This is a genomic window from Pedobacter sp. ASV28 (genome assembly GCF_016428855.1).
GTDB lineage: Bacteria > Bacteroidota > Bacteroidia > Sphingobacteriales > Sphingobacteriaceae > Pedobacter.
This window is the reverse complement of record NZ_JAELTN010000046.1, coordinates 16,980-40,340: the sequence shown is the minus strand read 5'-3', so window position 1 is coordinate 40,340 and position 23,361 is coordinate 16,980. Positions and strand designations below refer to the sequence as shown.

14 protein-coding genes are annotated in these 23,361 nt (G+C 43.0%); all 14 read left to right on the top strand.

Annotation, left to right across the window (positions count from 1 at the left end):
• Nucleotides 1–173 precede the first annotated feature (173 nt).
• The 14 genes from JHD79_RS16275 (at nucleotide 174) to JHD79_RS16210 (ending at nucleotide 23,347) form a co-directional block, all read left to right on the top strand.
• Nucleotides 174–548, top strand: a complete 375-nt coding sequence (locus JHD79_RS16275) for a type II secretion system protein GspD (protein ID WP_233164748.1) — start codon at nucleotides 174–176, stop codon at nucleotides 546–548.
• Between the two features lie 3 nt (nucleotides 549–551).
• Nucleotides 552–1,745 carry a PilN domain-containing protein gene (locus JHD79_RS16270; RefSeq protein WP_199120359.1) on the top strand — a complete coding sequence of 398 codons (1,194 nt, stop codon included), beginning with the start codon at nucleotides 552–554 and terminating at the stop codon, nucleotides 1,743–1,745.
• A gap of 3 nt (nucleotides 1,746–1,748) precedes the next feature.
• The gene (locus JHD79_RS16265; RefSeq protein ID WP_199120358.1) at nucleotides 1,749–2,291 is read left to right on the top strand and encodes a hypothetical protein; all 543 of its coding nucleotides are present in this window, start codon (nucleotides 1,749–1,751) and stop codon (nucleotides 2,289–2,291) included.
• 567 nt (nucleotides 2,292–2,858) lie between these two features.
• The gene (locus JHD79_RS16260; RefSeq protein ID WP_199120357.1) at nucleotides 2,859–6,764 is read left to right on the top strand and encodes a DUF5977 domain-containing protein; all 3,906 of its coding nucleotides are present in this window, start codon (nucleotides 2,859–2,861) and stop codon (nucleotides 6,762–6,764) included.
• A gap of 24 nt (nucleotides 6,765–6,788) precedes the next feature.
• Complete coding sequence (locus JHD79_RS16255) at nucleotides 6,789–10,121, top strand: DUF6443 domain-containing protein (RefSeq protein WP_199120356.1); 3,333 nt, start codon at nucleotides 6,789–6,791, stop codon at nucleotides 10,119–10,121.
• 1 nt (nucleotide 10,122) lies between these two features.
• The gene (locus tag JHD79_RS16250; protein WP_199120355.1) at nucleotides 10,123–10,569 is read left to right on the top strand and encodes a hypothetical protein; all 447 of its coding nucleotides are present in this window, start codon (nucleotides 10,123–10,125) and stop codon (nucleotides 10,567–10,569) included.
• A gap of 220 nt (nucleotides 10,570–10,789) precedes the next feature.
• Nucleotides 10,790–11,470, top strand: coding sequence for an RHS repeat domain-containing protein (locus JHD79_RS23195; RefSeq protein WP_370583348.1), 681 nt, complete (start codon nucleotides 10,790–10,792; stop codon nucleotides 11,468–11,470).
• 361 nt (nucleotides 11,471–11,831) lie between these two features.
• Complete coding sequence (locus JHD79_RS16240; RefSeq protein ID WP_199120354.1) at nucleotides 11,832–12,137, top strand: hypothetical protein; 306 nt, start codon at nucleotides 11,832–11,834, stop codon at nucleotides 12,135–12,137.
• A gap of 1,103 nt (nucleotides 12,138–13,240) precedes the next feature.
• Complete coding sequence (locus tag JHD79_RS16235; RefSeq protein WP_199120353.1) at nucleotides 13,241–17,632, top strand: two-component regulator propeller domain-containing protein; 4,392 nt, start codon at nucleotides 13,241–13,243, stop codon at nucleotides 17,630–17,632.
• Between the two features lie 198 nt (nucleotides 17,633–17,830).
• A complete protein-coding gene (locus JHD79_RS16230) occupies nucleotides 17,831–17,992 on the top strand; it encodes a hypothetical protein (protein ID WP_199120352.1) in 162 nt (53 codons plus the stop codon).
• The gene (locus JHD79_RS16225; protein WP_199120351.1) at nucleotides 17,989–19,470 is read left to right on the top strand and encodes a pectate lyase; all 1,482 of its coding nucleotides are present in this window, start codon (nucleotides 17,989–17,991) and stop codon (nucleotides 19,468–19,470) included. Before JHD79_RS16230 ends, JHD79_RS16225 begins: the two co-directional genes overlap by 4 nt.
• A 157-nt stretch (nucleotides 19,471–19,627) precedes the next feature.
• Entirely contained in the window at nucleotides 19,628–20,593 is a 966-nt protein-coding gene (locus tag JHD79_RS16220; RefSeq protein ID WP_199120350.1) for a pectinesterase family protein, read from the top strand.
• Nucleotides 20,594–20,646: 53 nt separating this feature from the next.
• On the top strand, nucleotides 20,647–22,299 hold the full coding sequence (locus tag JHD79_RS16215; protein WP_199120349.1) for a glycoside hydrolase family 28 protein: 1,653 nt from the start codon (nucleotides 20,647–20,649) through the stop codon (nucleotides 22,297–22,299).
• 52 nt (nucleotides 22,300–22,351) lie between these two features.
• On the top strand, nucleotides 22,352–23,347 hold the full coding sequence (locus tag JHD79_RS16210; protein ID WP_233164747.1) for an alpha/beta hydrolase: 996 nt from the start codon (nucleotides 22,352–22,354) through the stop codon (nucleotides 23,345–23,347).
• Nucleotides 23,348–23,361 lie beyond the last annotated feature (14 nt).

Sequence of the window (23,361 nt, the reverse complement as noted above, 5' to 3'; positions counted from 1 at the left end):
GAATGCCTATTTCAAGGTAAAGACGACAACCATTTACTACCTGTTCAACTTCGGGTACGAAAAGAAGATGGTAAAGCAGGACTTTCTGGACGGCTCCTTTATCGGCGACCTTAAACCTGAGCATTGGTAGTTCCAGGTATTACAGCCAAAGAACCCAAAATGTAATTCCATCGTTGAATGCGCAGACCGTGGTAACGGAACAATTTACCGAAGTAAATGCCAATTTGGAAATAGAGATCAGACCTATGGTGTCTGGCGATGATCAGGTAACCCTGAACATCAAGGTTAATATTTCCGATTTTATAGGAAATCCGCCACAAAATGCCCCTCCACCCAAATCTACCAGCAAATTTACCTCGCTCATTAGGGCAAAAAATGAAGATATGATTGTATTGGGTGGTTTAGAACGTACCGAGAGGACAGAAACAGGCTCGGGAGTGCCTTTGCTGTCGCGTATACCAATTATTAAGTGGCTGTTCAGTAGTCGTGAGAAAAGCGATAGTAAAGTGGTAACACTGGTATTCATTAAACCTACCATTCTTTATTAGCAAATGTTGGCAGAAGGATTACAAACGGTTTTGGGGGTAGAACTGCATAGCTTTGGCCATAACAGGTATGGCTTAAGGTATTGTCAGCTCAACAGAAAAAACAACGAGTTACACATACAGGGCAAAAAAACAATAGAAGGTACCCTTGGTGCCGTATTGGCCATTTTGCCTAAAGGTATTCCCGTTGCCCTTACTTTAACAGGTAAGGGTATTATTCATAAGAATATACAAAGTGTAGAAGAAGCAACAGACCATCAACGTTTTCAACAGGCTTTTCCTGCAACCGAGCAAAAAAACTTCTATGTACAGCACTACCAGCAGGGTGCAAATGGCCTGCTGAGTATCATGAGAAAAGAAGGCGTAGATGAACTGTTGGAAAAACTGAGAAGGGCAGGTTTAAAAATATATATGTTCAGTTTAGGGGGGATGCCTACAGTGCACATTTGGCCACAGTTGAACTTTTATGGAACAACATTGCAATATGCCGGACATGGTTTTGTACTGACCGAAGAACGCCATTTTGTGAGCTACAGCACTGATGTAAACTTAAAGAGCCCTTTCCCTATAAAAATAGAGCAGGAACCCATTCCGGAAGAAAATTTATTGGCCTATGCCTCGGCTTTTCAGCTCATTCTGCATGATAAGCTACAGCCCATTACGGCCAATGTAGAAAGTGTCGAAGAGGAATTTGCCACCTATCTGGCCAATGCGCAACTAAAAAAGAAAGCCATATTTTTCCTTATGGCTTTGTTTATGGTGCTGTTGGTGAGCTTTATGCTCTTTAGCCATTATAACCAACAGAATGAACAGCTGTTGAGGGAAGTAGGGGCGCAAACGGCAAGCGCCGATCAGGTAGATCTGCTCAAAAAGGAGATTGTTAAAAACGAACAGCTGCTCAAAGAACTGCAATGGAATGGAGGCTATAATTATGGCTGGTTGCTGAACGAGATAGGTAGCAGCATGCCCCGCCAGCTTACCCTGCAGGAAGTGCTGCTGAATGACTTCAGGACCGAAGAAGAGAAGACCGAACGTAGGCCTAATATTAATATTACGGGCACTACGGCCAACCTAACGGCAGTGAACAACTGGATCTTTGTGTTAAAGGAAAAAACATGGGTGAAAAATGCCAAGCTGCAAAAATTTCAGGAAGATCCCGAAAGCGATAATTACCAGTTCAACATATCGATTACCTATTAAACCATGTGGAATAAACTAGACCAGCAAAAGAAAAAATGGATCATGTGGGCAGCTATGCTTGTACTGGTGTATGTTGCTTATAGGTTTTCCGTTCAACACACTATAGCGGCCTTCCAACTTAATGCCAAGCTTAAGAAAGAACAGGAAAATGTAAGGGCAGAAGATGCAGCCTTTCCCCAACTTCATAAAAAGAGTAATTTTTACTTAGAGGCGCTAAAGGCTTATAAGGTGAAAACAGAAGACCGCGAAAACCGTTTGTGGCAGGCCATATCGGGTATGGCCATTGGCCAACAGGTAAAGATCAGTTTTACACCCAACCTACAGACAATGAGCGACACGGCAGGCCTGCAAAAAGAAATCGTGAAGCAACAATTTACCTTTAAGGGCAATTATTTCAACTTGGTAAAACTGTTGGATACGATGAGTAAAAGTAGCCATATAGGTCAAATAGCCGCTCTAAAGCTTAGCAATAAGAAAGAACTTAACGGACAGGCAAATAAAGATGGGCTGAACCTACAGTTGGAATTGAGAAATATAAATAAATAATAAAAACGTTAACCTTAAATTGAAAAATTAAAGCCTCGTTGATTTTACGCACTATCCAATAAATAGGCTGAAATCTATACCTAACTTTTATAGGACAGACCATTTTTTTTCTGGTTTTGGAATATAATAAAAATATTTAGGTAACAACTTTTAGATGTGTCTCTAGAACCGGGTCCAGATTTTCTCTATATATCAGTATAAAGTACAAATCAGGCTTTGGCTCGGTCTCTAACGCTAATATTTGTGCTAAAGGAGTCAAAGGTTAATCAGACGAAACCAAATACCATATATAAACTTGAGGATTTTGACGACATTTCGGGATCCTTTTTATGTTAATCATAATCGGGATGATTTTAAGCATTTGTGCCTAAAAAATTTGGAAAAAACGAGTTGGAAAAACCAGAAAAAAAAATTAATTTATGCCGATCTAAATTTGATAATTTTTGGTTTACAACTCAATGATAATAAGCTTTTTCTGTTGTGGAACTGTTGCGCCTCTTCTAATGAAAATAATAAGTCAGTCTTCAATCAATCCGATACTTCATAATTAATCCCAACAAAAAGCAAATGCCATTATTAAATTCCGTTCACTCAGAAAATTTGCCTCGACCGGCAGAACAGATGATCATTATTCCAACCCAAAGTACCGACATAAAAGGTTACGGTAGCCCCATTTCATTTTACGTTTTGTTGCTATTGATGGTTTTGCAAAGCTTGTATACGATAAAGGGCTATGCACAAAGTGTAGACAAGTTGAACCTGACCAATGTTGTTCCCCCTTCTCCGGAAGTGAGTGCTTTGGGTAAATATCTGGCCTTCCCAATGAACTATTCTTCAGGCGTACCGGTAATTTCTATCCCTTTATATACCGCAAAGTCGGGTGCCCTGTCTGTACCACTATCACTAAGCTATAATGCCTCGGGAATTAGGGTAGAAGAAGTGGCTTCCTGGGCAGGTTTGGGCTGGAGCCTTAGTACAGGACCTAGCCTATACCGTGTAGTCCATGGACAGCCTGATGACTTTAGTACTTCAGATGGCTATATGTATACCACACGTAAGGCCAAGACCATTTCCGATTATCCTAACGGAAGCGCTGACAAACTATCGGCTTATTATGATATTACCGACAATCGTTTAGATGTTGAACCGGATATCTACTATTTTTCTGCCATGGGCTATTCAGGGAAATTTTACTATGACCAGCAACAACAGACATTTGTACAGATGCCCAAAAGCCAGGTTCAAATTTCTTATCAGGCAAATGGTACGGGACAGATTACCCAATGGATATTAACCCTGCCCGATGGAAGCAAATACTTTTTTGGAAAGACAGAAGACCAAACGCGTAGCGCCTATGATGTATTCAATAGCTCAAATACCATTAGTTTTGGCCCTGGCGGCGCTAGCTTGCCCAGTGCAACTGCCATTGGTACGCCATCGCATATCACAAACTGGCAAATTATGCAGATCAGGCATCCGGAAGGGAGCAAGATTGACTATTTCTATACCCTAACAACTACCGTAGATTTTGGGAGGGGAGGAGAGACTACAGATTATCTGGGGTCAAGCAGCTGTGATTACGCAGATAATCAAATAAGGTATTCCTCTTATGCCAATGAAGCAAGCAAAAGCATACTACAGAAAATAAGTACTGCCAATGCCGATATAGAGTTTATAACAGCCACTACGCTGAGGCAAGATGTTATTGGGGGCTCAAAGGCCTTGGAGAAAATACATGTCAAAAGTAAGACAGGACAGTTGCTGAGATCTTTTAGGCTAAATACAGGTTATTGGACAAGTGCTGCAGAAACTACACCTATACCTATACCGCAAATAGGGCTTGGAGACCCTTATACGGTAGCAACTAAGCGGCTGTATCTAAGCAGTTTTGATGAACTGGATAAAAATGAGGCCAATTCTAAACGCCATGTGTTCACTTATAATGAAACCAACTTGCCCAGCAGACTTTCGGCCGCTCAAGATTATTGGGGGTATTTTAATGGGGCTTCGAACGGTTTCTTGCTTAGCCCTAGAGTGAGGGCGGGGGCGGTGAACAATGGGCCTTCTGGTTATGTGCCAGGGGCCGATAGGAGGGTAGATACCGTACTTGCCCAGGCAAGGGTATTGACCAGCATCGTTTATCCAACGGGCGGCAGAACAAGTTATGTGTACGAGAGCAACAGGGTGTCCAAAGAAAATATTTCTTCACCGCATGTAAACGACTTTCAATTCTCCGCACTGTTGGGAAAAAATGCCATTTTGCTGAAAACCCCGGGCAACTTACAGGCGGGAAGTATGAATATCTATACTAAAACGTTTGTTGTAGGCCCTAATCCTACATTGGTAGATATTGAATATAGTGGCTGCAATGGTAATGTATCTACCTTAGATTGTCCCCTGAGTACTGTTATCCAGGGAATTTCCAACCCCTCGTTTTCATTGGCTCTTAACCAGGCAAACCTTTCTTATAGCTTGCCAGAGGGAACTTACAAAATAACCACGACCATTAATTTCTCATTTGAAAATCCGGACCCAGACTTTTCGGTGGTGCTGAGCTGGGAAGAAGAAGAACCCGGCCAAAGCAACCAGCTCGTGGTTGGAGCGCTGAGGATCAAAAAAATGCTTAATGAGGCAGTTATTGGCAATCAGTTGACCCGCGTTTTTCAGTATAACCAATTTGCCAACGCCACAAAATCCAGTGGATATATCCTTAATCTGCCAGCGCATCTTTTTGGTGTACATTGTGGTTCTGGCATACCCGCTCCTGGAGCCACACCGGTAGTGGTCAGAAGGGTCTCTTATAGTGCTTTGCCCTTAAACGGTGGAGACGGGCAGATGGTACGTTATACCAACATTACGGAATATACAGATGAGACCAAGTTGCAGAAGACAGAATATACCTACTCCCATGATCCCTACGACTTTATCAATTCGGCTACGCTGGCCTATCCGTTTCCGCCGGTGATCTACCGCGACTGGCGATCAGGCCTACTGTTGGGGCAAAGACAATATGAGCATTTGGAAGGTGGCAGTTATAGATTGCTCACCGAAAAGAATATATCTTATGCAGAATACGAACCACAGGCAAGCGAAGTAGTAGGACTCAAATTTGGGTCGACACCTAATCCTGGTAGTTTTAGCATAGGAAATTACGATATCCATACAGATTGGTACCTGAAAACGGCAGAAACAGATACTGCCTACACCTATAATGCAGCCAATCAGGTTGAAAAACTGGTACAGCGCCAAACATTCGCTTATAATAAAAATAATGGTTACCTGCTAACAGATAGCTGGTCTACAGGTAGCACAGGGAAAACATTGCACCACAGATTTAGCTATCCAAAAGATTACGACAATAGTACAGGGTTTAACACCACTGCACTGCTCAACCAAAATATGGTTAATCTTCCCATCAGAAAAGAGAGCCATGTCAATGGTATGGTCAACGATGGCGAAATCATTAAGTATAATACCGCTGGATTGCCCATAGAAATCTATGCCTTTGAAGGAAATCAAATAGATACACTGACCCTAAACCCTTTGGTAGCCGTACCTGCCCATTATAAGCTCCGTAAAAAAATGATCTACCATGGTGCAGAAAAACAAAATTTGGTAGAGCTTGCTACAGTCGATGGTTTAAAAGAAACTTTTCTTTGGAGCAACAATAATGAATATCCCATTGCCCATGTGAAGAATGCAAGTTTTCAGGAAGTGTCAAACCTATTGACCATCGCAACCATCAATAGCTTTGGTGCATTAGATTGTCCCGATAAAACTACTATTGCTAATTTTGTTAACCCCTTAAACGGAGGGCTGCCCAATGCGCACATGGCCATGTTTGCCTATAACCAGGCGGGGAATATACTGAGTAATGTCGATGCCAGGGGCATGACCACGTATTATGACTACGATGATTTCAACCGCTTGAAATCCATAAGGGACCATTCGGGGAATGTGGTGAAGAGCTTTGCTTACCATTATAAAGAAGAGCAATCGAATACGATAAGCTATACCAACGCTGTACAGAGCCAGTCCTTTACCAGGAACAACTGTAACGAAGGCCAGGTGGGTGGGGCGGTGGTGTACACTGTTGCGGCGGGGAGCTACAGCAGTACGGTTAGCCAGGCGGCGGCCGATGCCCTTGCCCTGGCCGACATTGCCGCCAACGGACAGGCCCATGCCAATGTCAACGGCACCTGCAGCACGGTGGTCAACTGCAAGCGCTACAGGCTGACCATCCCGATGTCGGTAAGCGCCAACCTGTACCTCAGCTACAAAGAATGCGGAAGTTCCAGCTATGTGCTGAAGGCACTGGACGAAATGGATGTGGAAATGGACGAGAATGACAACAACGTGCTGTACCTCTGTATAAATGGGACCATGGCCGATTTCCAGTTCCGCTATGGGGCCACGGGGAATGCCCAGCTGATCCCTTCCATTATGGTGGAAATGATAGAGGACTGCCAATAGACAAGACCAACCAGAAGATTTTTTATGAGAAAAATGAAACTACCCGCCCTATTTCTAGTTTTTATGGCCTTGCGTTTTGCAGTGCAGGCGCAGAGTCTCACCAGCACCCAGAACTACGTGGTGGAGACCACCGTCAAGGTACCGGGCAAGACCACTACCGCTTCCCTGAACGGCCTTCCGGTAGACCAGGCCAACCGTACCATCCAGTACTTCGACGGCCTCGGCCGTCCCCTTCAGACGGTAACCTGGCAGGGCAGCCCCGGTGGGAAGGACCTGGTACAGGTCTTCGAGTACGACGCCTTGGGCAGGGAGGCGAAAAAGTATCTGCCCTATGCCGAGCAGTCGGCAAACGACGGGAGCTACAAACCATCGGGAATAACCACACAGGGCTCGTTCTACCAGCCGGGCGGTGGCTGGGATGCCGGCGTGGCAAAGACCCCCAGTCCCTACGGCCTTACCATCTTCGAGGCCAGCCCGTTGAGCAGGGTGCTGAAACAGGGTGCTCCCGGCACTACATGGCAACCTGCTGCCGGTTCTGCAGACGACCACAGCGTAAAGACGGCCTACGGAACCAATGCCGCAGGCGAGGTGAGGCTATGGTCCATAAACGGCACCAATAACGGTGCCGGTGCAACGACATATCCCGCAGGCAAGTTGTACAAGACTGTCACCAGGGATGAAAACTGGCAGACCGTGCACGGAAATGCCGGTATTGTGGAAGAGTTCAGGGACCTTGAAGGGCGTGTGGTACTCAAAAGGAACTGGGAGACCAGTGCCAAGAGCCTGGGCACCTATTACGTCTACGACGTACTTGGCAACCTTCGCTACGTATTGCCACCGGCAGTGAACGAGAACGGGCAGGACATCACCAGTTTTGACGAGACCCAGACGGTATTCGATAATTTTATCTACGGTTATCATTACGACGGAAGACGCAGACAGATAGAGAAGAAGGTACCGGGCAGGGGCTGGGAATACATGGTGTACAATAAGCTGGACCAACTGGTACTGGGCCAGGATGCAAACCAGAGAATAAACAACCAATGGCACTTTACCAAGTACGATGCACTAAGCCGTACGGTAATGACCGGCATGTTTGTCAAGGCAAGCAACAATACAAGGGCGCAGGTACAGGCAGAGGTAGATGCCGAGAGCGACGGCACGGCCCCGGACCATCCATTATGGGAGACCAGGCCACCTAACAGTGACTATACCGATGTTTCCTACCCACGCTATTCGGAATATCCCTATACCAAGCTGACAGTGTCCTACTACGACGGCTACGACTTTCCCGGTGCGGCAACGGCACAGTACCAATATGCGGGGAAGAGCGGGATGACCAGGGGCCTTGCCACGGGCAGCCTGGTGAGTGTGCTGGGGACGACGGACAAGCTGCTGAGCATAACCTACTACGACGACCATGGCCGGGTGAAGAAGACCTTCAGCCAGCACTATAAGGGCGGCATTGTCCATGTGGACAGTTATGACGAGCTGACCAATACCTGGGCCTTCGACGGTACGCTTACCTCTACCGAAAGGGTACACCGTGTTTACGGAGCTGCAAATACCACCATAGCTACGGCCTACACCTACGACCATATGGGCAGGCCGCTGCAGACCACCAAGAGCATCAACGGGGGTGCTTCTGTGGCGCTCAGCGCCCTGTCCTACAACGAGATCGGCCAGCTCAAAGAGAAGAAGCTGGCGGGCGGGATGCAGGCCACCACCTATGCCTACAACGAGCGTGGCTGGCTGAGGGACAGCACAAGTCCGGAGTTCGGCATGGAACTGAAGTACGATAACGGAAGCCAACCGCAGTACAACGGCAACATCTCGGGGCAGGACTATACCAATGGGGGCAGCAACAGCTTTACCTATCAGTACGACAGGTTGAACAGGCTGACGATGGCAGGGGCCACTGGCATGAGGGAGATGATCGCCTATGATCCGATGGGGAACATCGGCAGCCTGAGCAGGGACAACAGCGGGGCCATGGCCTACAGCTATACGGGCAACAGGCTGCTGTCGGTAGCGGGGCTGACGGGGACCTATGCCTACGATGCCAACGGCAATGCTGTGACCGACGGCCGCAACGGGGCAGCGCTTACCTACAACCACCTGAACCTGCCCCAAACGGTGACGGGGCCCGTGAACCTGGCCTACATCTACGATGCCACGGGCCGCAAGCTGCGGAAGGTGTCCACGGCCGGGACGACCGTGACCACCGACTATGTGGACGGCATCCAGTACACCAACGGGACGATCGACCTCATCCAGACCGAAGAGGGCATGGCCAGGAACAACGGGGGCAGCTACACCTATGAGTACAACCTGACCGACCACCTTGGAAATGTGCGTGCAAGTTTCGATATTTACGGTGGCGCTGTGCGGATGCTGCAGCGTGACGACTACTACGCCTTCGGGCTGAGGAAGGCGGTAAGCGGTGGGACGAACAAATACCTGTACAACGGCAAGGAGCTGCAGGAGGAGCTTGGGCAATACGATTACGGCGCAAGGTTCTATGATCCGGTGATCGGCAGGTGGAACAGCGTGGATCCTGCTGCCGAGTTTGGAAGAAGATGGTCTCCCTACAGCTATACATTCGACAATCCTATTAGGTTCATGGATCCCGATGGGATGTGGCCTGGACCGGGTTTTTTTAGTAACTTGTGGAATTCTGCTGTTAGCTCAGCTAAAGCTCAATATACGGCAATCTATAATGGTGTTGCCAGTATCCCAGCAAAGGTAAAAGGGTTAGCTGACAAATCATCAGGTGAGCTCGTCAAAACTTACGCTAGAAATTATGCTAAAGTATTACCAATTACCCATGTGGTTAACTACGTTAAGGACGAAGTCGATGCAGTGAAGGCTGTGGTTAATGGCAACGGAAATGCACTAGGCAATATAGCTGGAAAAAACTTTGCAAATGCAAGTGTTGCGGCGGCAACCGATGGGGCACTCACCTTAGCTGGAAAGGGATTGAGCAATTTGACAACAAAGGCTCTCACTAATACAACTAGTACTATAGCTGAAGAAATGAATATGGCTGGAATGAGGCCAGCCACGGTAGGTGGAGCAGAATTAAATGGTCAAACTTCCGTAGCTACAAGCGGTGCGCCACCAACTGTGGTATCTCCTCAAATGGAGCAAGCTGCTCAATCTCTCGGAGGTATGGGGACTAAGAATTCTGCAGGTACAGTAGGGGCCTGCTGTGAAGTACGTGCAGCAAATGAACTATTATTAAAAAATCCTTCAGCTACAATTAAAGACATAAATTTGACACCAGCAATTAGGCCACGAACCGGTGAAGTTATACCAATGTGCCCTAATTGTAAAATTATATTTGGAAAGAATTAATATGATAACAGAATTAGAACAGTCCACTCTAGATATTGATTGGTTCTTCACTAGTGATAGTAAAATTGGATTTGTAGCTTCTGCTGGGGGTAGACTACCAAAGTCAGTTTCTAAATCAGAAGAGAATATTCAATTACTATCGGATTACTTTCGGAACTTACCCAACATAAGTGATATAGAGATAAATCCAATGTTAAATGAAATAATGATTAATCGTAAACCGGATGAACGATATCTTTCGGATTTTATATTGATGGCGCAAAAAGGGCTTTATTCATTTGACAAAACAATGCTTAATAACTTTGAGGACGATAACTACCATTTGGTGGTAAAGCCGATTATTAAGTTGGATATCAAATACTTGCCATTTGAGATAGCTAATGTTTTGTATCAGCCATTCAATCATATCGAAATAGATAAGGGTTTCAAAAGTTCTTTTTTTCTTTAATCCTAAAAATTGGTGGAGATTTCGATGAAACTGACACCCTCTAGCTTAAGCGATTTCTAGCGCAAGCATAAGTGTAACGGTGCTTGTGCGCTATGCCTACGATGCCACGGGAAGGAAGCTGCGGAAGGTGTCCACGGCCGGGACGACCGTGACCACCGACTATATGGACGGCATCCAGTACACCAACGGAACGATCGACTTCATCCAGACCGAGGAGGGCATGGCCAGGAACAGCGGGGGCAGCTACACCTACGAGTACAACCTGACCGACCACCTTGGAAATGTGCGTGCAAGTTTCGATATTTACGGTGGCGCTGTGCGGATGCTGCAGCGTGACGACTACTATGCCTTCGGATTGAGGAAGAAAGCTCTTGCAGGTTCAACGGACAACAGATACCTGTACAACGGCAAGGAGCTGCAGGAGGAGCTTGGGCAATACGATTACGGCGCAAGGTTCTATGATCCGGTGATTGGAAGATGGAATGCAGTGGATTCGCTTGCGGAATTAGGAAGGCGATGGTCTCCATATACATATGCGATGGATAATCCCGTTCGCTTTATTGATCCCGATGGTATGTGGGCTTATGATATGAACGGAAACTTGTCGACAAGTGATTTGGGGGATATAGAAGCATTTATGCAAGAGCTTAAAGATGGAGGAAAGGTAAGAGCAATAAGAGATAAATACATTAGGATGATTGAGAGCTCTAGGGCAAATGGAAAAGATTTTGCGGCTGATAATTTACAGCATTTTATAGATGGAACTGGTAGCCAGAGAAATATTGACTATAAGTTCTTAATGAATTTTGGCGATTTTAAGGATGCTTATCAAAAAAATGTAAATAGGTTTAATGATCAAATTGAAACGCTGCTAAAAAACTTAAAGAAGGACAATCAATAACTCTAAATGATTACTGGGACGCCGTTGTTGATGCTGGTGTTTTTTCAGAGTTATATTATGCTAGTGGTCTAAGTCAAATCAATTCATCAGCTAAAGTTACTATTAGCAAGAAAGGAGATATAATAAAGGTAGTTGGTGAAATACAAAATGTTTGGAAAGATAGATATGACTGGAATGCAGGAATGTCAGCTTATATTCCTGGTTTTGGCAATATATCTGATAACGATGGTATCTATTTAAAGGATCATGGAGGAGCTAAAGATTATGACTTAAGAAGCTTTTGGAAGACATCTATAAATGGAACCATAATACATAGAACATTTTGGTTCGATAGCAACAATATCATTTATAAAATAAAAAAATGAAGAAGACAATTTTGAAAATCCTTTTAATAACTGGCATATTATTAATTGCATTAGTTTGGTATATGAGAGAGGCATATGTAATTTTTACACCCAAATTGACAACAAATGGAATCACTTCTGTAGTTAATGTTAATAATGACTTTAATAATAGGTTAATAATAGTGTTATCTTATTATGATATTCCATTTAAGAAAAAAAATGGGAGTATTTTTATTAAAAGGAAATTAGATGACGATATAGAATTAGTTGCTAGCTATACAAGAAAAGCAATGGATGATAATTGGATAAAATCTCATAAATAAATATTAGTCTTTTATATAAGTAATCTGCTTATTTGAGTATGTTTAGGATAATAAATTATCTAGAGTTGGTGCACCCCCTTGGTCGGGATTTGTAATCACGATCCAGTTGAAAGTGGATTTTAAGTCTAGCCATAAGAAATCATATTATTGGTGAATCGGCGGCTGTTAGCCAAATTAGGATTAAAAATCTTGACTAACGAACTAGGTACCGTATAAGCCACAACTCCATATTTTATCCAGACCGTAGAGGGCATGGCCAGGAACAACGGGAGCAAAATCTGCCATAAGGAATTTATACCGTTTATATAGGGCATAGATTAGAGAAATAGGGGGGCAAAGGCCAAGCCTGCCCCATCTTTGCTTTCTCTTTATGCTTTTGCTTTTGGCTTGAACCATGCGTTTGGATGTATTTCACTAAACTTTGTCTTGACACAAAGTTTAACAACTTGAGCAAGGCGAAAGCATGCCTACCTTTAAAATCACAAATAAACAAGGCATAACGTCAAGGCGGTATTGCCTTCCTTGCACTAGTCTGGCGAAACTTTTTCGGCGAAATTAGAAAGTCTTCCTTTTGCGCTTTCCCTTTGCACGACTGCCTAATTTCTTGTACGTGCTGTTTTTGGGGTAGTACTGAAGTTCCGCTACCTATTGCGGCGGAATCCAATAAGGCCGTTTTGCGTTCTTGGGAATGTTCTTCGGACTTCCAACAATTAACCAGTTAAGCAATTCACCGATTAACCAATCCCGGTCTTTGCTCCTTGTTCCTTACTCCTTGTTCTCTCAAACATCCAAACTTCGGACTCCGGACCTCCGACTTCGGACTTTAAGCAATTCACCGATTAACCAACCCTGGTCTTTACTTCTTATTCCTTGCTCCTTGTTCTTCCAACGCCCAAACTTCGGACCACTACCTCAAATCAATTTTTATTGTTTATTTAGCTATTGTATCGATTGCATAGATTATCAAATTTGTTTTTTATTGTTAAAGTGATTAACTATTTTAGCTAAGTTTTCTTTGATAATGACATTAAAGATGTCTTTTGAACCAAATATGCACTGAAAACAAATGCACCAGATGTTACTAGAAATTTAGGACCTCCTTAATGTACAAAAGACTTTATTTAATCATATTTCTCTATTTTATCTGTTTTGCCATAAACGCTCAGGATAAAACCAGGCATACACGTTATACCACGGCAGATGGCTTGTCTGATAATAGGGTAACCACTATTATTAAAGATAGGGACGGTTTTATGTGGTTCGGTACTTGGGTAGGCATTAGCCGATTTGACGGTTACCGCTTCTCCATCTTTAAATCCTACCCTGGCGATAGGTCTCCGCTAAAAAGCAATAGGATAGATGATATTGTGGAAGATCAGCAGACCGGAGATTTCTGGGTAAAAGCTTACGATGCACAGATCTATAGGTTTGACAAGAAGTTGGGGAAGTTTAGCGCCCTTTCGGATCTGTTGCAGGTAGCGACCATAAAAAATGTAGTTTTTACAAAAATTCTACTGGTGGATAAGAATTCGGTATGGCTACAAACCGATACTTCTGGTGTTTTTTTGATTGAAAACTCTTCTAGTGCTAAACCAAAGCTGATTAAATTTTCTAAAGGTCGGCACCAAAACCTAGCGCTACCTTCTAATTACATTACCAGTTTTAAGTTAGATAAAGAAAAAAACGCCTGGATTGGTACAGAAAAAGGATTAAGGGTATTTGCCCCTCATGCGGGTACAAGCTATCAAAATGTAGCACTGCCAGAAACAATGGTTAAAAATATAGCGGTTAGCTCCATTGCAGAAGCTGCTGATAAATGTTGGTTGGCTACAGATGAGGGCACCCTGATCAGTATAGGGAAAAAATATAGAGAAGTTAGCAAATATCAGGTTTCTGCCAATGCCCTGTATAATGTGTGGTACTCTAAGGCTTTGGGTAAAGTTTATTGTACCAGTTCAAGGGGAGAACTTATTGCGGTAACCAATACTGGAAGTATCGAATACTTGGAACGAACAGCAGACCGCTCGCCACTTTTTGCCATTTTTGAAGATCGCTCTAATCATCTTTGGATCGAATCGCAGAACTTTGGCATGGTGAAGTTCGATGCCGATAAGAAACAATTGGTATACCTGCTAAATAAGGCAGCTTATCCCTTCAAACCAAAAACATGGAATTCTACGGTCTTTCAGGATAAGAATGGAACGGTTTGGCTAAATATTAAGGAAAAAGGCCTGATGTATTATGACAAGGATAGCCAAAGTTTAAAATTGTTTTCCAACCGTTCTGAAGCAGCCATAAAAGAATTATCAAATAATATTATCCGTTGTCATTATGATCCATCTGGGGTAATGTGGTTGGGTTCTGGTTTTGACGGTATTGAGAAGATCGTATTTAGGGAAACAAATTTCAGGCAATATGTGCCTAAACCATTAAGTACGCTCCGCTCTGAAAATGAGGTGCGCGGTATCTATTCAGATAGGAATAATCGGCTTTGGTTTGGTACAAAAGATGGAATACTACACCTTGTAAAAGACGGGAAACAACTTTCGGGGGTCTTAAAAAATGAAACGGAAGGGCATGCCGGAGTTTACTCTATTGTAGAAGATTGGAAAGGAAATATTTGGTTGGGCACAAAGCCAAGTGGGTTGATGAAAGCCGTGCCGGCCGATGTAGATCATCACCAGTATTACCTCTTTCAATATTCCCTTAACCATCGGGAAACCTCAGATACACGGCCCAAAAGATCTATTTATAGTTTATTGGAAGACCACGAACGAAGATTGTGGGCAGGTTCCTTTGGTGATGGACTTATCCAGATAGTGGAAGTAAATGGTGAGGTAACCTACAAAACCATTTATAATGCTTTCTTGAAATATCCGAAGGGAAACTATTACAGGATACGCCACCTGGCCGAAGATGCGAAAGGTAAAATATGGGTTGGTACCACCGGAGGGCTTTTGATATTTGACCCGAAAGGAAAGCCAGAACAATATACTTTTAAGATTTATAAGAAGGAACTGGGAAATATCAATAGCCTTGGGGGCGACGATGTTCAGTATATTTACCGAGATTCGAATAACCGAATGTGGGTGTTGACCTCTGCAGGAGGGTTAAATCTTGCAGTGGGCGACGAACCGACCCAGTCTTTGAAATTTATCAATTACTCTACCAAAAATGGCTTGCCAAGCGATTGTTTGTTGGGCTGTATGGAAGATCGACATGGAAACCTGTGGCTGGCTACACAGAATGGCATTTCAAAATTTGATATGGCTAGCGGGAAATTCCAAAATTTTAACCATAACGATGGAATACACGAAGCCACTCTTTCTGAAACTTCATGTACAATAAATAAAGATGGTGAATTCATATTCGGAACTACCTTTGGTTATTTAAGTTTTAATCCTGAAAATGTAAAAGCGGACAAAGTTTCAGCCAAAATGGCCTTTACCAATTTGCAAATTAACAGCGAGGATCTGGTACCGGGGGAAGATTCACCCTTGAAGATCGATATCAACAATTTGGATGAACTGAAACTTGACCATAACCAGAACGGGATCAGTATAGAATTTGCAGTGCTCGATTATCGATCGGTTAACAAACAGAATTTCTCCTATCGCTTAAAAGGCTTTGATGAAGTTTGGCGAAATACCGATGGGCAGAGGAGGGCTACCTACACCAATTTGCCACCTGGACATTATGTATTCGAGGTGAGAAGCCTGAATGAAGAGCTCTATGATCAGCTTCCGTTTAAATCTATCCCCATAACCATTTTGCCACCCCTTTGGAAAACATGGTGGGCCTATCTTATTTACGCCATATTGGCCATTGTGCTTTTTATGGTTATTAAAAGGGTGGTCATCACCATGTTGAGGTTGAGGCAGGGTATTGCAGTAGAGAAACGCTTGGCAGAGCTAAAGCTCAATTTTTTTACGCAGATTTCCCATGAACTGCGCACACCGCTTACTTTGATCATGAACCCCAGTGAGGAAGTTTTGCATAATGAGCGCCTTTCTGCAAAAGGTAGGGAATACATGGCCATTGTAGTGAAGAATGCCGGTAGAATGGTAAAGTTGGTAAACCAGGTACTGGATCTGAGAAAAGTGCAGAGTGGGAAAGCTACACTTAGAATTACTGAGCTCGAACTTAGAACATTCATAGAAAATATAATCGATTATTTTAAGGAAAACTGTACGAATAGAAATATCCGGTTGGTTTTAGCAGAAAATACACCGGTAAAGGTATGGGCTGATGTAGAGAAGTTAGAGATCATCATTTACAATGTATTGGCAAATGCCATTAAATTTTCTCCAGATCATGCTACTATAAGCATTAACCTAATGGAAGATCTGGTGCTTGGACTATCGAAAATTGAGATAATTGACGAAGGGCCAGGTGTGCAAGAAGAGGAGTTGGACAATATTTTTAGATTGTATTACGAAGGAGACCATGCCCATGGCCAAGCCTTAAAAGGAACAGGGATAGGTTTGGCCCTGTCGAGAGAATTGGTAGAACTACATGGGGGAAAAATCTATGCGGCCAATATGGCGCCCAAAGGTTTGTGCATGACTATGGAACTGAAGCTAGGGAAAGCGCATTTTATTACCGAGGATGTGCGTTTTATGGAAGGGGAATATATGCCTCCTCCATTAATTAGAACAGCAGCTGTAATAGCCACCAAACAGGAAATGCCAGAAGTACAGAAAGATTTGCCAACCGTACTTGTTGTAGAAGATAATGATGACCTGCGCAGCTTTTTAAGAAACAAGCTTTTGGTACATTACCAAGTTGAAACCGCTAATAACGGACTGCTGGGCTTACAAAAGGCTAAAGAAATAATGCCAGATCTTATCCTGTCTGATATTATGATGCCCGAAATGGATGGGGTGGCAATGCTCGATAAATTAAAGAATGAACCTGCTACCAGCCACATTCCAGTGATTTTGTTAACGGCCAAACACGCTATAGAGAGTCAGATTGAAGGCCTGAAATATGGAGCTGATTATTACCTGACCAAGCCAATTAAGATGGAACTGTTGGAAGTGGCCATGGGCAATATCTTAAAACGTAGGCAGCAATTTGTTCAATCGCTCGTTGATAAGGAAGAGCCCATAGAAGCTCAAGAAACTTACATTACGAGTTATGATAAGGAGTTTTTGGAGAAAATTATCCAGATAGTAGAAGATAAGCTGGATGATGATCAATTTAATATTGACTATGTGGCCGATAACATGGCCATGTCCCGCTCGGCATTTTTCAAGAAACTGAAGAGCCTCACCAATTTGGCACCTGTAGAATTTGTGCGTGATTTAAGATTAAAAAAGGCAAAGGCAATGTTCGATATGGGAGAAGAGAATATTTCTTTTGTAGCTTATGCCATTGGGTTTAGTAATCCCAAATATTTCAGTACCTGTTTCAGAAACAAATATCGGCAAACCCCAAGTGAATATCTGAAAGACCTGGGTAAACAAAGAAAAAAAAGTTCGTATTCCCTTTAGTAAGGGTAGCTTATTGCCTGTTAATGCCGCAACTGGCTGTTTTGGCAGCTTTTTTCTGTTTTTACCAAATTTTATACCCTTTATACCAGTTTTTGACCCTGTTGGCATACCCGCCCATTTAGCTTTGTATAGCTGTTCTATTTGATATGCTGATATAGAAAGCCATTTTATAATAACCAAATATAAAGGAGTTCGACAATGAACCATTACTTAGTTGACCGTTTTACCAAGGCGATGAAAATATTTCTTAATGATAGAGAAACCATTATTAAGACCGCCAATAGCATTGTTGTGCTGGCTTTGTTGCACGTTAGCTCCTATGAAAAATCAATTTGTGGAAATAAGATAGCTGAACGATGAATAAAGTTGTCAGATCAATGACCATCTGTATGTTCAGTATTTTACTGATCTTTTGTAAGAAAAAATCTAATGAGGCAGAACAGCCAGTCTCCACAGATAAACCGGTACAGGTAGTGGAACAGGCATTTGCTTTTCCTGGAGCCGAAGGTTTTGGAAGAGAGGTTACCGGTGGCAGAGGAGGCAGGGTAATAAAGGTAACCAACCTAAACGATGCTGGGAATGGTAGCTTAAGGGCTGCAATCAGTGCTTCGGGAAAGAGGATTGTTGTATTTGAAATTAGTGGGAATATTGAGCTTCAAAGCAAGCTTTCTATTATTAATGGTGATATTACCATTGCTGGTCAAACTGCGCCAGGCGATGGCATTACGCTGAAAAACCACCCGGTTGTGGTACAGGGCAGCAATGTGGTTATCCGTTTTCTGCGCTTTAGGATGGGCGATGAGGCCGGGGTAGAGGCCGATGCCATTGGCGCCTTTGAAAATAGGGATATTATTGTTGACCATTGTTCTATGAGCTGGTCGGTAGATGAATGTGTTTCCTTCTACAACAATGATAATTTCACTTTGCAGTGGTGTATCATTTCCGAAAGCCTGCGTAATTCGGCACATGCCAAAGGGAGCCATGGCTACGGGGGAATATGGGGTGGTAAAAATGCTTCCTTTCACCATAACCTGATGGCCAACCACGATAGCAGAAACCCGCGTTTTGGAGAAAGGGCAAATAGTGCCTATGCACTTACAGATCTGGTAGATTACAGAAATAACGTGGTATATAACTGGGGAGGCAACAGTGCTTATGGTGGCGAGGCCATGAATATCAACATTGTGAACAATTATTATAAGCCAGGCCCAGCTACAAAGAGCAGTGCCATGGATAGGATCTACTCTCCAGATAAAAACAAAGAGGCTACATCGGCGGTATATGACCAATGGGGAAAGTTCTTTATCAATGGCAATGTTGTAGATGGAAGACCGAACCCAACCAATGATAATTGGAATTATGGGGTCTACAACCAGATTCATGCGCAGTATGGAACCGTATCCATCCAAGATAAAGAAGCGATGCGCTTGACCAGTCCGCATCATATTGGTAATAACGTGGTTACGCATACGGCCGAAATGGCTTACCAGAAAGTGTTGGATATAGCAGGTGCCAGTTTGAAACGAGACGCTGTAGATGAGCGTATTATACTGCATGTGACAAATAAGACTTACACTGCTCATGGTTCTAGCGGTGACCTGCTCAGCAGATTTGGAATTATAGACCGTCCGGCCGACGTTGGTGGCTGGCCTTTGCTTAAAACCCTGCCGGCACTAAAAGATACCGATAACGATGGAATGCCCGATGATTGGGAAATTAGTAAAAAGCTAGACCCCAATAAGGCCAATGCAAATGGAAGGGATTTGAGTAGTGCCTATGATAATATAGAAGTCTATCTCCATGAATTGGTAAAAAATATAATTGAAAAACAGAAGTAAACACAAGTTGTAAAAGCATTAATAAACCGTTTAATGGATAACTGATATGGAGATGTCATTAGGTCCAATATAAAACAATGGTTATTAATTTGGTTAGCGAATTGCCCGCCTGTATTGGGCGGGCATATTCCATTAAATACCATTAAAATTCGATCTGATGACAAAAACAATTACCTCCTGCCTTAGCGGTCTTATACTGGTTTTTTTATGCTGCTCAGTTTTGGCTGTTCAACCGAATCGGATTACTGTAGCAAAAGATGGTAGTGGAAATTATGAAACGGTAGCAGCAGCAATAGCTTCTGTACCTGAAAATAACAGCAGGCTCATTACCATTTACATTAAAAATGGCATTTATAAGGAAAAGTTGGTGATAGGTAAAAGCAAAACCAATATTGCTTTGGTTGGCCAAGATGTAGCTAAAACAATAATTACTTACGATGATTATGCCTCAAAAAAAGACAGTAGTGGCAAAGAAATCGGGACTTTCGGCTCGCCAAGTGTATCTATCTTGTGTGATAATTTTAAGGCCGTAAATATCACTTTTGAAAATGCTTCTGGCCCAGTAGGGCAAGCTGTTGCCCTTGCTGTGAGTGGCGATAGGGTGTACTTCAGAAATTGTAGGTTTTTAGGTTCGCAAGACACCGTCTATACCTTTGGCAATACCAGTAGGCAGTATTTTTACAGGTGCTATATAGAAGGTACGGTAGATTTTATTTTTGGCGCTGCAGTTGCTGTTTTCGAACAATGTGAAATTTTCTGTAAAAGGGGAGGCTACATTACGGCCGCTTCCACCCCAGAGGGGCAACAGTATGGTTATGTGTTCCTGAACAGTAAAATAATGGGTATTGCACCAGAAAACTCTGTTCATCTTGGTAGGCCGTGGCGACCTTATGCCAAAACGGTATTTATACGCACCGAAATGCCCGCACTGGTTAAAAAAGTGGGCTGGCATAATTGGGGAAAAACCAGTAATGAACAAACCGCTTTTTATGCCGAATACGAGAACAAGGGAGAGGGCTTTAAACCTTTGGAACGCGTGCCTTGGGCCAAACAGCTTACGGCAACTGAAGCCAAATTATATACCATCGAGAATATTTTCAAAGATTGGAACCCCAAAAAATAGTCCATGCAATTATACTATATCCATAATAAAAGAAGCTTATTTAACTATTAAAAATGATGAAAGTTGCAATTAACTTGCTAGTCGCAGGGTGTTTGGTATTTGGCGCACAAATTTCAAAATCACAGAAAAATCAACAGAAATATTCATGGGACAACCTGCCCAAAGCCGTAGTGCCCACCTTCAAAACAGATACTTTTAATATTGTTCAATTTGGTGCAAAGCCAGATGGACAAACCTTGAATACAAATAGCATAAACAAGGCCATTGCAGCATGTAGCCGTAACGGAGGGGGAGTGGTAATGGTACCTGGAGGGCTTTGGCTTACTGGTCCTGTGGTGTTGCAGAGCAATGTAAATTTGTACTTAAGCAGAAGCGCAATCCTCTTTTTTACGGAAGATTTTAATCAATACCCTTTGGTAAAAGGCAACTATGAGGGCAAACCATCCATGCGAAACCAGTCTCCGATTTCTGGAAATCACCTTAGTAATGTTGCCATTACCGGTGAAGGGGTAATTGATGGAAATGGCGATGCATGGAGAATGGTAAAGAAAGAAGCTTTAACAGAAAATGAATGGAAAGCTAAGGTAGCTAGTGGTGGTTTGCTTAGTGATGACGGGAAAACCTGGTATCCGTCTGAAAAAACGAAGAAAGCGCATGCCATGAAGGAACCTGGAACCATAACGGCAGATAAAACCCCTCAGTTCTATGACGAGATCAAGGATTTTCTACGCCCAACGCTCCTAAACTTAACATCATGTAAAAAGGTGCTGATTGCAGGGGTAACTTTTCAAAACTCACCGGCTTGGGGCATTCACCTGTTGATGAGCGAAGATTTGACATTAAGGAATGTTTCGGTTAAAAATCCAGATTACGCCCAAAATGGCGATGGCTTAGACCTGGAATCCTGCAAAAACGTATGGATAGAAGGCTGTACATTTGATGTAGGTGATGATGGAATATGCATCAAGTCTGGTAAGGATGAAGAAGGAAGAAAAAGAGGTATGCCTACCGAAAATGTGGTGATCCGTAATTGCTTTGTATATAAAGGTCATGGTGGTTTTGTCATTGGTAGTGAAATGAGCGGTGGAGCCCGAAATATCTTCATCTCCGATTGTAGTTTTATGGGAACGGATAAAGGCCTAAGGTTTAAAACTGCACGTGGCAGAGGTGGGGTGGTAGAAGACATCTATATCAAAAATATCTATATGAAGGATATTGTAGACGAAGCCATTTATTTCGATATGTATTACTTTACCAAGCCGCCTGCAAAAGGAGAGAAAGTGGTAGCGCCATCAGTTACTGAAGCTACGCCACAATTCAAGAATTTCTATATCAGTAATGTAGTTTGCAATGGTGCGAAGAAAGGCATTTTTATGCGTGGTTTGCCCGAAATGAGCATTAAGAATATTTTCATTAGCAATGTTCATCTGAAAACGCAGAAGGCTATCGAGATTATAGAAGCCGAAAACATAGATTTAAAGAATATCAGGGCCATATCTACAGAAACAAAACCGGTAGTTTACGTAGAAAGTAGCCGTAATGTAAGTGTAGATGGTCTATTTTATGCTAATAATTCGGACCTTTTGTGTTTGGTAAATGGAGAGCGAACTGAAGACATCAGGTTGACCAATACCGATACGAGTGTAGTCAAAAGTAAGGTTGAAGCCGAAAATGGAGCAAAAACAACGGCAGTTACGTTTAAATAATGTGATGGCCATTTAGTTGGGGAATAGGTAAGGGATTGGAAAATAGTGTTTTATGTTAAATAAAGAGGGCGTGAATGGCTTTTGTGGTGGAAATCAATCCGTTAGTAGACCTAAATTCAAGTTAAATAATATGAAATATTGGATGATTAAATTGGGGCTCATTTTAATAAGCAACATTGCCCTTTCACAAGAATTTATACCCCTTTGGCAAGAGGGAAAAATGCCCAACTCCAAAGGGCTAAAGTTAAAAGATAGCCTTGCCAACGAGAGAATTTATCAGGTAGCTACACCTGGCTTTTATGCCTTCTTTCCGTCTGCCACAGAAAATAAGGGAGCGGCAGTAGTGATCTGTCCAGGCGGAGGCTACGAAAGGTTGGCATATGTCATCAGCGGTACACAACTGGCCAAATGGTTCAATACCATTGGAATAAGTGCTTTTGTGCTCAATTATCGTTTGCCAAACTCTCCAGATTTAAAACAAAAAGAAATAGGCCCCTTACAAGATGCCCAAAGGGCCATCAAACTGGTCAGGGCAAATGCAGATAAGTGGGGTATTAAGCCAGATAAAATAGGGATACAGGGTTCTTCGGCTGGAGGGCATCTGGCGGCTTTGACCAGTACAAGCCAACAAGATTTTTCAGTTGTGGGCGACACTTTGGACCACCTGTCAGCTCAACCAAATTTCAGTATACTGGTTTCTCCGGTAATAGATATGTTCACTTACGCCCATAAGGGCAGTCGCAAAAATCTTCTTGGCGAAAATCCATCGGTAGATCTGATGACTAAAAATTCCCCACAACTACAGGTGACTGCCTATACGGCACCTTCCTTTTTGGTACATGCATTTAACGATAAATCGGTGAGTGTCCACAACAGCTTATTGTATTATCATGCGCTGTTGAACAAAGGCATTGTATCTTCCTTGCATATATTTCCGCAGGGTGGACATGCCATAGCACTGCGGAACAATCCGGGCTCTGCTGCATATTGGACAGATTTATGTGAAAAATGGTTAATCGAGATGAACTTTATCCCGGAGAAAAAATAGGTTTGGTAGGAGCT

What these genes read in the sequence shown, in the direction of transcription:
- JHD79_RS16255 (WP_199120356.1), top strand. Translation starts at nt 6,789, where the DNA reads ATGAGAAAAATGAAACTACCCGCCCTATTTCTAGTTTTTATGGCCTTG.
- JHD79_RS16260 (WP_199120357.1), top strand. Translation starts at nt 2,859, where the DNA reads ATGCCATTATTAAATTCCGTTCACTCAGAAAATTTGCCTCGACCGGCA.
- JHD79_RS23195 (WP_370583348.1), top strand. Translation starts at nt 10,790, where the DNA reads ATGGCCAGGAACAGCGGGGGCAGCTACACCTACGAGTACAACCTGACC.
- JHD79_RS16235 (WP_199120353.1), top strand. Translation starts at nt 13,241, where the DNA reads ATGTACAAAAGACTTTATTTAATCATATTTCTCTATTTTATCTGTTTT.
- JHD79_RS16240 (WP_199120354.1), top strand. Translation starts at nt 11,832, where the DNA reads ATGAAGAAGACAATTTTGAAAATCCTTTTAATAACTGGCATATTATTA.
- JHD79_RS16210 (WP_233164747.1), top strand. Translation starts at nt 22,352, where the DNA reads ATGTTAAATAAAGAGGGCGTGAATGGCTTTTGTGGTGGAAATCAATCC.
- JHD79_RS16220 (WP_199120350.1), top strand. Translation starts at nt 19,628, where the DNA reads ATGACAAAAACAATTACCTCCTGCCTTAGCGGTCTTATACTGGTTTTT.
- JHD79_RS16215 (WP_199120349.1), top strand. Translation starts at nt 20,647, where the DNA reads ATGATGAAAGTTGCAATTAACTTGCTAGTCGCAGGGTGTTTGGTATTT.
- JHD79_RS16265 (WP_199120358.1), top strand. Translation starts at nt 1,749, where the DNA reads ATGTGGAATAAACTAGACCAGCAAAAGAAAAAATGGATCATGTGGGCA.
- JHD79_RS16250 (WP_199120355.1), top strand. Translation starts at nt 10,123, where the DNA reads ATGATAACAGAATTAGAACAGTCCACTCTAGATATTGATTGGTTCTTC.
- JHD79_RS16225 (WP_199120351.1), top strand. Translation starts at nt 17,989, where the DNA reads ATGAATAAAGTTGTCAGATCAATGACCATCTGTATGTTCAGTATTTTA.
- JHD79_RS16270 (WP_199120359.1), top strand. Translation starts at nt 552, where the DNA reads ATGTTGGCAGAAGGATTACAAACGGTTTTGGGGGTAGAACTGCATAGC.
- JHD79_RS16230 (WP_199120352.1), top strand. Translation starts at nt 17,831, where the DNA reads ATGAACCATTACTTAGTTGACCGTTTTACCAAGGCGATGAAAATATTT.